An 11878-nucleotide genomic window follows, 5' to 3' on the forward strand; every position below is an offset into this window, starting at 1 on the left:
GCCTTTTTTTTGTGGTTTTTTTGTGCTTTTTGTGTGCGTAAAAAAAAATATGCGTGGATTTTAGACAAAAAGCGGGTGTAAAATAAAGGTGGCTAGATTTTTTAATATTTGCAAAAAATTTGATAAAGCGACAATCCCAAAAAACAAATAATTAAGACTATGCCTATATTTTCCATTTTATTCCTCCCATTTTACTCGTTCTGCGTGATATTCTCAGGCAAGTCTTGGCTATAAGTCTTTAGCATATCGACTATGCCACTTGTCAAATCTTGGCAACTTTGAATCTGCCTTTTTTCTAGCTCGGCAAATTTTTTTGCGTTTTCGCGTTTAATTTTGTTGATTTCGCCCTGATATTTTTCTAGCTCGGCACTTGCCTTTTTTATAGCTTCGTTTTGTCTCTCTAAAATAATGTGTGTTTGTTGAAATTGCGCTTCAATTTGTGCCTTTTGTTTTAAGTTCTCATCATAGCTATTTTGATAATGTTTAAGTCCTAAAAATGCGATTATCGCAAGTCCTGCTAAAATCGCGCAAAGTGTAAGCAAGATTTTGGAGGTTACGCCACTAAATGCGCTTGTGGTAAGTGAAAAAAGATTTTTTAACATAAGATTGCCTTTGTGTTAATTTCTTTGATATTTTTTAACATTACTTTGCATTATGTTTTTTCTTAGGCTTATCTTGCCTTTGTGATTCGATTTGTGCTTGTTCCTCATTTAGTTGGATTATCGCATCGGCTATGTAGGCTATGTGTTCTTTTAGCTCTACATTTTCGCGCATTGTCATAATGTTTAATGCCAAACTCATAAAAAGCAAGTAGATTGTAAGGCTTGTTACAAACTTTTTAAGTTTGGAGTATTTGGGGCGGTAGCATTGTTGATTTATGGTAGATTCTAAGTAGCTAGCCTCGCTTATTGCATTGTAGCTAGCCTTATAATCGATTTTTCCAAAAATCCTCTCTTTTAGATTTTGCAAAAACGCTTTAATCATTGTTACCTCCCTTGCGTAAAGATAATAGTTTTTGCGCATAATCTAATGCTTTGTCTATGCCTAAAAATGCTACAAGTCCGCTTATCGCAAATTTGGTTAAATAGCTTAAATCTGTGCTATCTAGTGCCGCGTATATAATAACGCAAATAACCATACTTGCGATTGTGTTATTAAAAAAATCACGCAAGCCCGCTGTGTGTTTGGGGTCGTCATCTCGTTGAAAAAACTTTGCTAATCCTGCAAAAACTCCCAAAACAATGATAGGCAATAACTCTAAGTAAAGCCCTTTTGCAATAAATGCTTCAAATTCGCTCATTTTTGCTCCAAAAATCCTAAAGTCTCGCCCAGCACAAAGTAAGTAACCAAAAAACAAAAAAACATAAAAAACCAAAACACTTTATGTGCTAACCAAAAAAGGCTTAACGCCCATTTTGGTAAGTTGCAATGATATTTTCCTATAACCCAAAAACGAATGATAAACCACGCTAAGCGCAGTTTTTTGCGTGTCTTGCCACTAAAAAAATGGCTAAAAAATTGACTAAAAAACCGCATTTATACAACCTTAATCTTTGATAATTTCATTTATGTTTAGCGTGATATTTTCAATCCCTATTTTTTCAACTAATTTGAAAAAATCATAAATGCACTGCGTAGAATTGTTGATTTGCCCCTTTTTGTTATCGCCATAACCAAAAAGCAAACAGCCTTCTGTGTCCTGCGGGCAGTTGCCTATGTGGATTAAAATCCTACGATTTGCAAATGATTCTAGCTCGGGCGTTTTTAGCCAAATTGCCTTATGCCGTGATTTATCTTTGTTGTAAAATTCTGGGTATTTCTTAGCAAGACTTGCATTCCTTGCGCTGTAAGTCCATTCTAGCTTATATTTTCTAGCGATGATTCTTTTGTCTTGTTTGGGAGTATCAGTTGATTCCCCGCCATTTTCACAACAAAAACAACTAAATAGCAATTCTTTGGGATTATTGTTATCATAAAGCGTTACGCGCGATATTGTGCTAGATTCCTTAGGCTTGCTAGCATTACGCCCGCTTCCTGCTACATTCTCATATTCTTTGATTCTAGTTAAATTTAGCGTATATTTTGGCATTTTTAGCCTTTTTGTGTGGATTATCACGAGGATTTTAGACAAAAAGCAGGGGTAAAATAAAGGTGGCTAGATTTTCGCCACTTGCAAAAAAGCGCGTAAAAAACCTAAAATCTAATCCAAAAATCTACGCTAAAATCTAGCATAAAGGCTAAAAATGGCTCATTCTAATCAAAATGAAATACGACTTTACTTTGAAACGCACGATGCAAGCCCTAAAGAAGTAGCCCAAAAATTTGGCATAAGCTATCGCACGCTAGCACATTGGATAAAGACGCAAAATTGGCAAAGGGCGTGTGCGCTAAAAAATATCAGCACGCAAAAAGTCCAAACCGAGCTACTGCATAAAGAGTTCGGCACGGCGATGGCGATAACTCATAACAAAATCAAGCAAGATTTACGCGATGGCTTAAGCGGTGTGTATGCTAGCGAGCTAAACGAATCTATTAAAAACGCAATGCTAGATGAAGCTAGTGAAGAGCTTTTAGCACGGGCGATGGGCGCGAAGTTTTTACAGCAAAATGCGATTTCTGCTGCGCTTTTAGCAAAAAATGAAATGCTTAGAATGATTGCAAATCGTAGCAAAGAATCTGACCCGCTCATTTTAGGTGCGGCTAAAGAAGTAGCTAAGCTATTTTTAGAAATGAGTGAATCTTTGCACGGCAAAGGCGTAAGTCAAATCTTAGAAGTCCAAACGCAAGAGGATTTAGAAAATCTAAGCGCAGATGAGCTAAAAGCCTTTATCGCGCAAAATAGCTAAAAAGGTTTTTGTAGAGGTTTTGCAAAAAAACTTAAGCCACTAAAAAAGCGCGTGTTATTTTATCGTGGCTAAGTAGCTTTGTAGTGTCGTTATTTCTTGCAAAATTTTTATGCTGCTTGTAATTTGTGTTGGGGGGGGGCAATAAAGAATCTTGTTTGTCTTTGTCGCTAGATTCTGCGTTTTCCTTGCTTGTTTCGCCCTCGCTTTTGTCTGTGCTAGAATCTGTGTTTCCCGTGCTAGATTCCCCCGTGCTTGTTTGGTTGTTGTTGTCTTTGTCGCTTGGGTTTTGATTTTCGCTAGACTCGCCTTTTTGGCTAGATTCTGCGTCTTTGTTTGGGTTTGGATTCTCGCTTGGGGTTGTGGGCGTTGTGGGTGTTGGTTGTTCATTTTTTGGTTTTAAATCACCAAAAACACTAATAAAATTTGGCAAAAGATAGTCTAAATGACTTACTAGCACTTTTTCGCCCTCTGGGCAGCTTCCGATACAACTATCGCAATTTATGCAATTTGGCAATATTTCAAGCGGGCTAACCGATGGTATAACACTTTCACCTAAAGGGCAGGCGGTGACGCAGTTTTCGCATTGTGTGCAGTTTTTTGGGTTGTATTGTAGGCTCATTTTTTATCCTTTGTGTTGGGGTTGTTGTGATTATTTTCGATTAAAGCTACTCTCTAAGCTAAAATCTAGGGCGTTTTGTTGTGGATTTTGCAAGTGTGATTCTTGCAATTTTGGGTTTTTAAACTCAAAAACTTTGTCTTTTGGTAGATTTCTATTGCTATAAAATGTTATAATTTCCTCGCTAGCGGCAGGCAGGCGTGAGTTGTAACCGCTAGCTTCTTTTTTTGGTATATTATTCACTACTGCGCGAAACTTATCGCCCTTATCATTGCTCCATTCATAAATTCTGCTTCCATTTTTATCTATGTGCGGGTCGCCGTGCTTGCTTATATAATTTCGTATATTTTTACCTAGATTTACCATTTCATCGGGATTTATGTAGCCTTGCTGTTTAGAATCTAAACTATGTTGCAAGTGTATATGTCGCCCCCCTTTGTTGCGATTGCTTTTTGTGTAGGCTATGGCGTTGTCGATTGATTCTATATCTTTGTAAATCATTGTAGCGTTTTTGCCATTATAAGTTACATTGTAGATTCCGCGTTGTTCTTTGTGGATTTGCTTTTGTGCGGGCTTTTTTTGTGCCTTTTCCTCCGCTTGTTTTTGTGCTTGCTTGCCAAAAGATTTTAATATAGATTCTATCGCCTTGCTAAATCCACTCATAGCCTAAAATCCCCCGCGTGTGAGATTTCCGCTCAAATTTGCGCTGCCAAAACCTCCGCTTAGCTCGTGGTATCCAAAATCCCCATAAGCGTTAGAATCTGCGCTAAATCCTCCGCGTGATAGATTTGCGTGTGGCAGGGGTGTGGAGTAGCTTTTTTGTGCTTCTTGCGTAGCGTGGCTAGGGCTTGGTGCTTTTGTGTCTTGGTGTGCTATACAGCTTGCAATCGTGTCTATGCAGTCATCTTTTCTAAAAGGCTTGCTTGGATTAAAACTAAGTAGTTCTTTTTTGATTTGGTTTAGCCCTCGCGCTGTGGCTAAAAATACTAGCCCCCCTGTGTTGTAGTAAGGACGCAGTGCTTTTATTTTTTCGACTTTTTGCACTTTTCGGCTTGGTGTGTAGCATTGTATTTGATTTTTGATTATGTCTTTGCTAGCTCTTTTTAGCTCAGCATTTACGCGGATTATTTCTTTTTGGAGTAGTCGCTCTAGTGTTAGTCCTCCTCCATCACTTTCGATAAACACTTTTGCGCTTGGGCTTAAAAGCATTAAATCAATTATATGGCTTATGGTTTGCTCCTCGCTAAAAATCCCAAAAATACAATCTTTTAACACATATCTTTCTTTTAGCTCGCTATGATTTTCTACGCCCATAAGCGAAATAGCGCGATTATCCGCGCTATCTTTCACGCTCATTGCATTATCTACAAAGATATAATCATTTGTCTTGCCTACTTCATAGCTTGGCACGATTTTAAAATAGCATTCCTCAAAGTAGCCCGCTTCGCTTACTAGCGGTTCTTGCAAATATTGTGTGCTAAACTCATCATTGCCCATTTGTAGCCTTAATGATTCTAGCTGGGCTTTGGTGTGTTTGGCAATAAATAACGGCTCGCCAGCCTTTCTAAAATAGCTAAAATCCCCCATTTTATAGATTTTATCCTCGTTTTCTAGGGCTTTTAGGCTAAAAACTTGCCATTGACTAATTATTTCAGGGCTAAAATGTTTCTCATCAAGCAAAAATCCGCATAAATCCTCATCGCCCAGTCGTTGCATTAAAATAGTTATGTTGCTTTTAGTGTTTTGCAAACGGCTTAAAACACTCTCTTTAAAATTTTGCTTTACGGCTTCTCTCTCTAGCCTGCTAGACATACCGCTTACTTTTATGGGGTCATCGATAAAAATAGAATCCGCGTGAAATCCCGTTATCGCGCTTTTTAGCGTGGTTACAAAAAGCCCTCCGCCCTCTTTTAGCACAAATTCGGTGCTATTGTCTTGCAAAAATTGCGGTGGTGCTAAAAAAATATCAGCCCAAAATTTCGATTTTAGCAAATCGCGCACTTGGTTTGATATTTTTCTACATAGCTCATCGCTGTAAGAAATATAAATGATTTTGCGTTTTCTATCTTTGCCTAAAGCCCAGCCTATAAAACTTCGCGCAATGGTTTCAGTCTTGCCATAACTTGGAGGCATATTTATCATTGCACGAGTGATTAGATTTTGGTTTAGTGTGCCGTTTGGATTGTGTGGCAGGGTGTGTTCTAAGATTTTTGCAAGGTAGTCAAAATGCCAATTATCATTAAAGGTAGCTTTGTTGTAGTGTTGCCATTTTTGGAGTAAAAACGCCTTAAAATCAAGCCTTGCTAAGTCTCTTTGTGCTTTTAGCACAAGCGCGTTTTTAGTTAGCAGGGCTTGTGTCATAATTACTTCTTGTGTAAAAATCCGCGCTTTTTTTAGGCTTTGTCCTCCAAAGGTTTTTACCTTAAGGGGTTTTTGTGCTAGATTTTGTGCGCGGATTTTGCTTTTTTAGCGCGTTTTTGCTTACACTTCGTAATCATAAGTAGTTGGCAGGGCAAATTCAACAATAAGGCTAAATTCGCCTTGTGTGAGAGGCTTGCTAGGCAAGACTATGACTTCGCTTCGCTCTTTTGTGATAGTCTTTACGCTAGAAGTGTGTGTGCCTGTTGCTGCTAAAGAAATGTCATTCAAAAACAAATCTTGACTAGAATTTAGCCCGACATCTAGCGTGATACCTGCTTGGCTTGCTTTATCGACAATAAGCGTTACGCCCAAAACTACGGCATCGCTTGGCAAAATGCACGCGATTTTTGGCGTAGCGGTGGCAAAGTCGCTAAAGCTAAATTTTGGAGTTGCTACATATTGAAATTTTCTTACTTTTTGTTTCATTTGTTATCCTTTTTTGTGGTTTTTCCCGCTTAAAAAAAGCGGGTTTTTTAGGGATTTTAGACTTTTAGCTGGCTACTCTAGGCTAGATGCAATGCCGATTATGCCTATGTCTTTGTCGTGCAAATATCCCCACGCTTCGCTAGCACTCATATCAAATCGTCCTTTTGCGATGGTTAGCACTCTATCAACGGCTATGCCTGTCTTGCGTCCATAGTCGCGTTTTTCAAACAGCACGCGTGCTTGTGGTGTGCCAACTGCCAAAAGCACGTTTGCTCCTACAAGGTAGCCAAAAGATACAGGCTGGGTGTTTGCATACGCGCTAGGTGCTACGATTTTGCTATGATTTTGGAGGTTTAGAGAGTTTCTAAACTCTACATCATTTGTTTGACTATTTGGTAGCCCGACTTGGTCGCTAGTCCATACGCCCATATCAAGCACAGGGCAACCATCAATCATACCTACTAGCCCTGTAAAGAATCCTGCATCAAGCCCTTTGTTTGTGCTTAAGGCTTTTTGCGCTTCTATCCATTCAGGGTCTTTTTTGATTTGCTCGACTTGGTAAGTATCTAGCAAAATCAAGTAAGAGAAAATATCTTGCTCTACGCCTGCGATGGTTTTTGTAGTGATTCTTGTAGGCTTAATGGTGCTAGCCTTGCCGTTTTTGTAGTCAATACCTGTTTTTGCCATAAATATCGCTCTGCGCAATGCTGCTACGGTTAGCGTATCGCCTTTTACGATGGCTTTGCAGGCTTCAGCTACACTTGCCTTGCTCGTAGAATCTTTTACGCCCTTTGTCGCATCTGAGACTACAATATTTGTAATATCATTTGCAAGAGCGGCGACAATGCTACGATTTACCTTATCTACCATCCAGCTTTTTAGGCTCTCAGTCGCTTCTTTGGCAAAATCAATATTATTCATCAAAGAATAAAATTCAATGTCGCTGTTTAGGCTGTTGCCTATGACTTTTGGGAATAGCGTTGTAGCAAAAATTTCCATTTTATCTACATTGCTATCAAAATCTGCGTTGCCCTCTACGCCATCGCCTAAAAGTCGTTGTTTGATTCTGGGGCGATAAGGTGCGCTAGATTTGACTTGAAAACTACGCAAAGCGCGGTTTTCGCCTCGCCCTAACACTGCTTCGATTTTGCACTCTTTCCAATACGCTTTTTCAATTTCTTTTGCGATTTCAATACTAATATTTGGGTTTTCAATCCAATTTCCGCTTTCTACATTTGGCATTTTAGCTCCTTTTTTTTGGTTTTTAGTTTTAATACCTATCCATAGGCATAGGCTCGTTGCTTCCGCGCATATCAGCTTGCTTGCTTACGCCTTGTAATTGCGCTGGTAGCTCCTCAGGCTCTTGTGGCTCTTGTGTGGTTTGTGGATTTTGTCCATTTGTTTGCAAAAAAAGCTCATAGAGTTTTTCAAAAAACGCTCTCGGGTCAGCTTCAGCCTGCAACTCATTTGCTATGCGTGGGGGGACTTCGTTATTTAAAAAATCCATAAGCATAGCAATATCAGCTTCAGGGTGTGCGCTTTGAAACTCTTGGGCTGCAGCATCTATGCTAGCTTGCTCGTTTTTAGAGTTTATAGAGTTTGTTAGCTCTTGCGCTCTCTCTTGCTTGCTGCCGATATTTTCTTTTAGCCATGCATTTTGCAAGGCAAAAACGCGTTTAATAAAACCCTCTTTGTCCTCAAAGTAAAGCTCATCATCAGCTTCATTTAGCTGGCTAGCGATAGTTTTAGCACATTCGCCCTCGATTGCTTCCTCACTTTGACTTAGTTCATCTTGCAATGCTTGCAACTCTGCTACTTCCCCGCTTGTATCGTAGGGATTTGGTGCGTCTTGCAAAATGTTAGGATTGTCATTTTCAGGCATCTTGCCCTCCTTTGCTTAAATTTTCAAAAAAACATTCGCAATTTTGCAAAAATAAAAAATAAAAATAAAGGTGGCTAGAATTTTTTAAAAATGCAAAAATCTTTTTGCTTGCTTAAATGCTAAAAAACAATAAAGAATCCCAAATAAAGCGGGCTTGTAGTTTTTGCTTGCGGGTTTTTGTGCGTGGATTTTGTGCGGATTTTAGCGTGTCTTTTAGGATTCTAGCTTGCAGTGTGTTTAGCAAGTTTTCTAGCAAGTCGCGCTTTATTCTAAATCTAAGCACGGGATTTTCCCTAGTGATTTGCGTATTTCTTTATCGCGCTTTAGGATTTCAAGCAAAGAGTTATAAATTTCTTGCATAGAATTTAGCTTAGGGATTATTTCTTTTGGCATTTGATATTGGCATTTCATCGGCACAGGTATAGAAACTTCATAAGGCACTAGCACTTCTTTTTCTACCACTTTTGCACAGCCAGCAAAAATCGCTAGCGCGACAATAATGACTAAAAAATACAGCAAAAACGCTAAAAATCCACATAAAGCGGAGGTGTAAAGGCGGTTTAGTCTTGCTTTGCGCTCGTGTTGGCGTTGCTTTTTTTTCATTTGTTTTGCCTTGTTTGTGGGTTTTTTGCTTAGTAAAAATTACACTTTGTTTGCCAGACTTCGCCGCTCTCGCTTGTTTTATTTAGCAAATCACTTATATTTGCTAGCTCTCTTGCAAACAAGCTAGCGTAGAATTTCACGCGCTCCAAATTGTTTTCATTCGTTTCGATTTGAAAGATTCTCTCTAAAATCCCATAAACTAAAAGTTGGCAAAAGCTATCATCTAGCGCGACTTCATCATTTGCCCTTTTTACAGGGGGATAAAAGCTAGCCCAAACTTCTATGATACCATCTTGTTTTGGAGGGTAAAGCGCGTATTCTTTTGGGCTTATGGGGTAGAGTGTTAGGCTTTTTGGTGGGTCTGCTATGATTTGGGCGTGTGGTTTTATGGGGATTTGTGCGCCGTTGTAAGTAGCTTTTATGATTGCTGCGGGCGTGTGTTTTAGTAGTATGCTTTGCTTGCTAGGGGATAAAATCTTTGCGCTTTGGGCTATGTTTATTTTTAGGGCTTTGATGGTTTTTAGCGCGGTGTCATTTAGCGCGTCAATTAGCTCGGCATCGCTAAATTTTACGCCCTCTTTGCTTGTGAAATTCTCATCTCTTAATCTGCTTCTTACTCGTAATAAAATATCTTGTGCTTTCATTGTTACTCTCTTAGTCATTGTAAAACGCGTTTGCGCGTTTTTTTTGCAATCTATGTGTTTTTAGATTTTGGTTGCAGGGGGTAGAATCGCACTACCAAAACATAGCTTATGAGGCTAGTCTAGGACTTCCTGCCCTGCTTTTTTTGTGTTTTTTTGTGTTTTTTTGTGTTTTTTTTTGCTTTTTGCCTTTTTTTTGCAAAAAATGCGCGTAAAAACGCAAAAAAACTAGCTAGAGTTGGCGTCTCTAGCTAGTTTGTAGATTTTATAAAATCTACGCAGGGAGTTTAAAAAGTGGCAAAAAGCAGGTTTGTGGGGTAGCCTGCTGGCGTTTTTAAGCGTGGGGTAAAAAAACGCTTTTTGCCTGTGCGATTCCCATCCAAAAAATCCTTTTTTAATCGCACTTTGGCATTGTAGATTTTTGGTAGTAAAAAATAAAGGTGGCTAGAATTTTGCTGTTGTCATATTGAGTTTGCGTAGCAAACGAAATATCTCTTTTTGGTATTTTTGTGTAGTTTTGTTGTTTTTAGTGAGAGTTTTTGTCGTTAATCGCGCTAAATCGCTAGCCTGCCTTGCGTTTGATTTAGCCTTTTGATTGATTGTTCGTAGTATTGTTTGTCTATTTCATAGCCTAAAAAGTTGCGATTTAAGATTTTGCACGCTTGGGCTGTCGTGCCACTGCCACTAAAACAATCTAGCACTAAATCCCCCTCTTTGCTAGAATTTAACACTAGTTTTTCTATCAAAGATAAAGGCTTTTCGGTGGGGTGGTTTGTGTGTTTGTTGTGGGTATTCATAAGATTATGGCTAAAAATATGGCTAGAAAATCCGCTTCGCGTGGTGTCTAGCGTGTTTATATCGCCTTGCAAAAACAAGATAAATTCACAATCAAAATCATAGCGGATTCTAGGCTGTGGGCGTGCGTTTGGCTTATGCCAAATCAAAATATCGGTGCTTATGTGTTCTTTGTCATCATAGTAGCAAAGTAGCTTTTTTAGTAGTTTTTGATTGCAAAAAATATAGGCATTTAGCGTGGGCTGGATTCTCTCAAACTCTTTTAGTAAGCTAAAATCAAAGCCTTTGCCTAAGGTGTTGTGTTTTTCTATTAGTTTTGCGTAGTTGCCTCCCCCAGCCTCTTTTGCAAATCCGCCTTTTAATCCGCTTAGTAAATATGGCGGGTCGGTTATGATTAAATCCACGCTTTTATCGGGGATATTTGCTATGTGTGCGTAACAATCGGCGTTATGTATTTGTATTTGTGGGGTTTGCATTGTCGCTTCTTACTCAAAAATCAAAGTAAGGGGATTTTAGGTAAAAAACGGGGGAAAAATAAAGGTGGCTAGAGTTTGTGTTGTCATATTGAGTTTGCGTAGCAAACAAAATATCTCTTTTTGGTATTTTTGTGTAGTTTTGTTGTTTTTGTGTGGGTTTTTGTTGTGCTTGTGGTGTGCTTTGGGTAGATTTTGTTTTTGCTTGCTTTGGTTTTTGGCTTGCTTTTTCTTGTTTTTGCTTTTTTCTTACCTTGCTTTTAGCTAGATTTTGCTTTTGCTTGCTTTTTTTGTCTTTCTTGCAATGGGTTTTAGGTAGATAAAAGTTTAGCTTGCAAGGCATTTAGCGATTCTAAAATGCGTTTGATTGCTACTAAATCTGTGCTTGGGGGGGGGTGCTACATTGTGCTAAAAGCCTTGCTAACTCGGCTTGCCTTTTTGCTAATTGCGCTTGTTTTAAGGCTTCTTGCCTATCTTTCTCTTGCTCTTGCTTAGCTTGCAAAAGAGAATCTAGCTCGGTTTGTTTTAGAAAATAATCATAATTTTGTTGGTTATCCCATTTGCAGTGTGGGCAAACTAAAGAGGCTGGTTGCAAGATTGTTCCCTCGTCATTTGCTTCAATTTGTGTAGATTGGTATTGTTTCTTGCATTTAGTGCAGGTAAAAGTCCTTGTTACGCGATACTTTGCCATTGTGATTTCTCCTTAAATTGTTATCTTAGAATGTATAATTTGACAAAAAGCATAAAGTTTGCTAGAATTTGCCTTAAATCTACAAAGGGCTACGCAATGCTGAGCTAGTTGCGTCTTTGTATGACTTTGTAGCTTTTGCTTCGCTAAGGTCTAGGGCTCACTAGGCAACTTAGCGATACTTTCTAATTCTATCGTGTAAATTCTATTCCCTTTATATTTTCCTTTCATTGTTTCTTTTAGAGTGATTTTTGCTTGTGCTGGCTGTCCATCTAGCGTAAAATATGCCTCATATCTGGGTATTTGTATATTTTTGTCGGCATTTTTATCTGGCGCGATTTCTCTTAGTCTTGCATTCTCGTATAATTCTTTTAAGCGTTTAGCAACCTCAAAATGCTGTTTTTCGTTAAATCCATTTGTCATACTTTTGCTAATTGCTTTTGTGCTTTGTATTTTTTTATGCCCATCTTTACTAAGGATTGCTACC

General features: G+C 38.7%; 19 protein-coding genes. 1 reads left to right on the forward strand and 18 read right to left on the reverse strand.

The annotated features are described in order from the left end of the window. Nucleotides 1-191: 191 nt before the first annotated feature. The 5 genes from ACWIX0_RS11280 to ACWIX0_RS11300 are packed head-to-tail and all read right to left on the reverse strand — an operon-like array spanning nt 192 to nt 2089. A complete protein-coding gene (locus ACWIX0_RS11280; protein WP_454174094.1) occupies nt 192-602 on the reverse strand; it encodes a hypothetical protein in 411 nt (136 codons plus the stop codon). A gap of 40 nt (nt 603-642) precedes the next feature. Further along, a complete protein-coding gene (locus ACWIX0_RS11285; protein ID WP_454174095.1) occupies nt 643-984 on the reverse strand; it encodes a hypothetical protein in 342 nt (113 codons plus the stop codon). Continuing rightward, entirely contained in the window at nt 977-1300 is a 324-nt protein-coding gene (locus ACWIX0_RS11290; RefSeq protein ID WP_454174096.1) for a phage holin family protein, read from the reverse strand. Before ACWIX0_RS11290 ends, ACWIX0_RS11285 begins: the two co-directional genes overlap by 8 nt. Beyond that, entirely contained in the window at nt 1297-1536 is a 240-nt protein-coding gene (locus tag ACWIX0_RS11295) for a hypothetical protein (RefSeq protein WP_454174097.1), read from the reverse strand. The genes ACWIX0_RS11290 and ACWIX0_RS11295 overlap by 4 nt, the downstream gene beginning before the upstream one ends. Before the next feature lie 10 nt (nt 1537-1546). After that, on the reverse strand, nt 1547-2089 hold the full coding sequence (locus ACWIX0_RS11300; protein WP_454174098.1) for a DUF5675 family protein: 543 nt from the start codon (nt 2087-2089) through the stop codon (nt 1547-1549). A gap of 154 nt (nt 2090-2243) precedes the next feature. On the opposite strand from ACWIX0_RS11300, the gene ACWIX0_RS11305 reads away from it, so the two are divergent. Beyond that, complete coding sequence (locus tag ACWIX0_RS11305) at nt 2244-2846, forward strand: helix-turn-helix domain-containing protein (protein WP_454174099.1); 603 nt, start codon at nt 2244-2246, stop codon at nt 2844-2846. A gap of 31 nt (nt 2847-2877) precedes the next feature. On the opposite strand, the gene ACWIX0_RS11310 is transcribed toward ACWIX0_RS11305, so the two are convergent. The 13 genes from ACWIX0_RS11310 to ACWIX0_RS11370 form a co-directional block, all read right to left on the reverse strand. After that, on the reverse strand, nt 2878-3465 hold the full coding sequence (locus tag ACWIX0_RS11310) for a 4Fe-4S dicluster domain-containing protein (RefSeq protein ID WP_454174100.1): 588 nt from the start codon (nt 3463-3465) through the stop codon (nt 2878-2880). Between the two features lie 30 nt (nt 3466-3495). Beyond that, nucleotides 3496-4125 carry a hypothetical protein gene (locus tag ACWIX0_RS11315; protein ID WP_454174101.1) on the reverse strand — a complete coding sequence of 210 codons (630 nt, stop codon included), beginning with the start codon at nt 4123-4125 and terminating at the stop codon, nt 3496-3498. Nucleotides 4126-4128: 3 nt separating this feature from the next. Further along, nucleotides 4129-5823: a hypothetical protein gene (locus tag ACWIX0_RS11320; RefSeq protein ID WP_454174102.1), complete on the reverse strand. Its 1695-nt coding sequence runs from the start codon at nt 5821-5823 to the stop codon at nt 4129-4131. A 120-nt stretch (nt 5824-5943) separates the two neighbouring features. Further along, on the reverse strand, nt 5944-6309 hold the full coding sequence (locus tag ACWIX0_RS11325; protein WP_454174103.1) for a hypothetical protein: 366 nt from the start codon (nt 6307-6309) through the stop codon (nt 5944-5946). Between the two features lie 72 nt (nt 6310-6381). Further along, nucleotides 6382-7551 carry a DUF4043 family protein gene (locus tag ACWIX0_RS11330; protein ID WP_454174104.1) on the reverse strand — a complete coding sequence of 390 codons (1170 nt, stop codon included), beginning with the start codon at nt 7549-7551 and terminating at the stop codon, nt 6382-6384. A 28-nt stretch (nt 7552-7579) separates the two neighbouring features. Further along, entirely contained in the window at nt 7580-8191 is a 612-nt protein-coding gene (locus tag ACWIX0_RS11335; RefSeq protein WP_454174105.1) for a hypothetical protein, read from the reverse strand. Between the two features lie 112 nt (nt 8192-8303). Beyond that, a complete protein-coding gene (locus ACWIX0_RS11340; RefSeq protein ID WP_454174106.1) occupies nt 8304-8474 on the reverse strand; it encodes a hypothetical protein in 171 nt (56 codons plus the stop codon). Continuing rightward, entirely contained in the window at nt 8456-8794 is a 339-nt protein-coding gene (locus tag ACWIX0_RS11345) for a hypothetical protein (RefSeq protein WP_454174107.1), read from the reverse strand. The genes ACWIX0_RS11340 and ACWIX0_RS11345 overlap by 19 nt, the downstream gene beginning before the upstream one ends. Before the next feature lie 29 nt (nt 8795-8823). Further along, complete coding sequence (locus ACWIX0_RS11350) at nt 8824-9438, reverse strand: hypothetical protein (RefSeq protein ID WP_454174108.1); 615 nt, start codon at nt 9436-9438, stop codon at nt 8824-8826. A gap of 551 nt (nt 9439-9989) precedes the next feature. Then, the gene (locus tag ACWIX0_RS11355; RefSeq protein ID WP_454174109.1) at nt 9990-10706 is read right to left on the reverse strand and encodes a DNA-methyltransferase; all 717 of its coding nucleotides are present in this window, start codon (nt 10704-10706) and stop codon (nt 9990-9992) included. Between the two features lie 13 nt (nt 10707-10719). Beyond that, nucleotides 10720-11046 carry a hypothetical protein gene (locus tag ACWIX0_RS11360; RefSeq protein WP_454174110.1) on the reverse strand — a complete coding sequence of 109 codons (327 nt, stop codon included), beginning with the start codon at nt 11044-11046 and terminating at the stop codon, nt 10720-10722. A gap of 30 nt (nt 11047-11076) precedes the next feature. Continuing rightward, nucleotides 11077-11394: a hypothetical protein gene (locus ACWIX0_RS11365; protein ID WP_454174111.1), complete on the reverse strand. Its 318-nt coding sequence runs from the start codon at nt 11392-11394 to the stop codon at nt 11077-11079. 150 nt (nt 11395-11544) lie between these two features. Continuing rightward, on the reverse strand, nt 11545-11878 hold a 334-nt coding region (locus tag ACWIX0_RS11370; protein WP_454174112.1), incomplete at its 5' end, for an LPD3 domain-containing protein.

This window comes from Helicobacter sp. T3_23-1059, from assembly GCF_053654515.1.

Excerpts from the sequence above, each read along its gene's own strand:
- ACWIX0_RS11280 (WP_454174094.1), bottom strand. The coding sequence starts at position 602 with ATGTTAAAAAATCTTTTTTCACTTACCACAAGCGCATTTAGTGGCGTA.
- ACWIX0_RS11285 (WP_454174095.1), bottom strand. The coding sequence starts at position 984 with ATGATTAAAGCGTTTTTGCAAAATCTAAAAGAGAGGATTTTTGGAAAA.
- ACWIX0_RS11290 (WP_454174096.1), bottom strand. The coding sequence starts at position 1,300 with ATGAGCGAATTTGAAGCATTTATTGCAAAAGGGCTTTACTTAGAGTTA.
- ACWIX0_RS11295 (WP_454174097.1), bottom strand. The coding sequence starts at position 1,536 with ATGCGGTTTTTTAGTCAATTTTTTAGCCATTTTTTTAGTGGCAAGACA.
- ACWIX0_RS11300 (WP_454174098.1), bottom strand. The coding sequence starts at position 2,089 with ATGCCAAAATATACGCTAAATTTAACTAGAATCAAAGAATATGAGAAT.
- ACWIX0_RS11305 (WP_454174099.1), top strand. The coding sequence starts at position 2,244 with ATGGCTCATTCTAATCAAAATGAAATACGACTTTACTTTGAAACGCAC.
- ACWIX0_RS11310 (WP_454174100.1), bottom strand. The coding sequence starts at position 3,465 with ATGAGCCTACAATACAACCCAAAAAACTGCACACAATGCGAAAACTGC.
- ACWIX0_RS11315 (WP_454174101.1), bottom strand. The coding sequence starts at position 4,125 with ATGAGTGGATTTAGCAAGGCGATAGAATCTATATTAAAATCTTTTGGC.
- ACWIX0_RS11320 (WP_454174102.1), bottom strand. The coding sequence starts at position 5,823 with ATGACACAAGCCCTGCTAACTAAAAACGCGCTTGTGCTAAAAGCACAA.
- ACWIX0_RS11325 (WP_454174103.1), bottom strand. The coding sequence starts at position 6,309 with ATGAAACAAAAAGTAAGAAAATTTCAATATGTAGCAACTCCAAAATTT.
- ACWIX0_RS11330 (WP_454174104.1), bottom strand. The coding sequence starts at position 7,551 with ATGCCAAATGTAGAAAGCGGAAATTGGATTGAAAACCCAAATATTAGT.
- ACWIX0_RS11335 (WP_454174105.1), bottom strand. The coding sequence starts at position 8,191 with ATGCCTGAAAATGACAATCCTAACATTTTGCAAGACGCACCAAATCCC.
- ACWIX0_RS11345 (WP_454174107.1), bottom strand. The coding sequence starts at position 8,794 with ATGAAAAAAAAGCAACGCCAACACGAGCGCAAAGCAAGACTAAACCGC.
- ACWIX0_RS11350 (WP_454174108.1), bottom strand. The coding sequence starts at position 9,438 with ATGAAAGCACAAGATATTTTATTACGAGTAAGAAGCAGATTAAGAGAT.
- ACWIX0_RS11355 (WP_454174109.1), bottom strand. The coding sequence starts at position 10,706 with ATGCAAACCCCACAAATACAAATACATAACGCCGATTGTTACGCACAC.
- ACWIX0_RS11360 (WP_454174110.1), bottom strand. The coding sequence starts at position 11,046 with ATGCCTTGCAAGCTAAACTTTTATCTACCTAAAACCCATTGCAAGAAA.
- ACWIX0_RS11365 (WP_454174111.1), bottom strand. The coding sequence starts at position 11,394 with ATGGCAAAGTATCGCGTAACAAGGACTTTTACCTGCACTAAATGCAAG.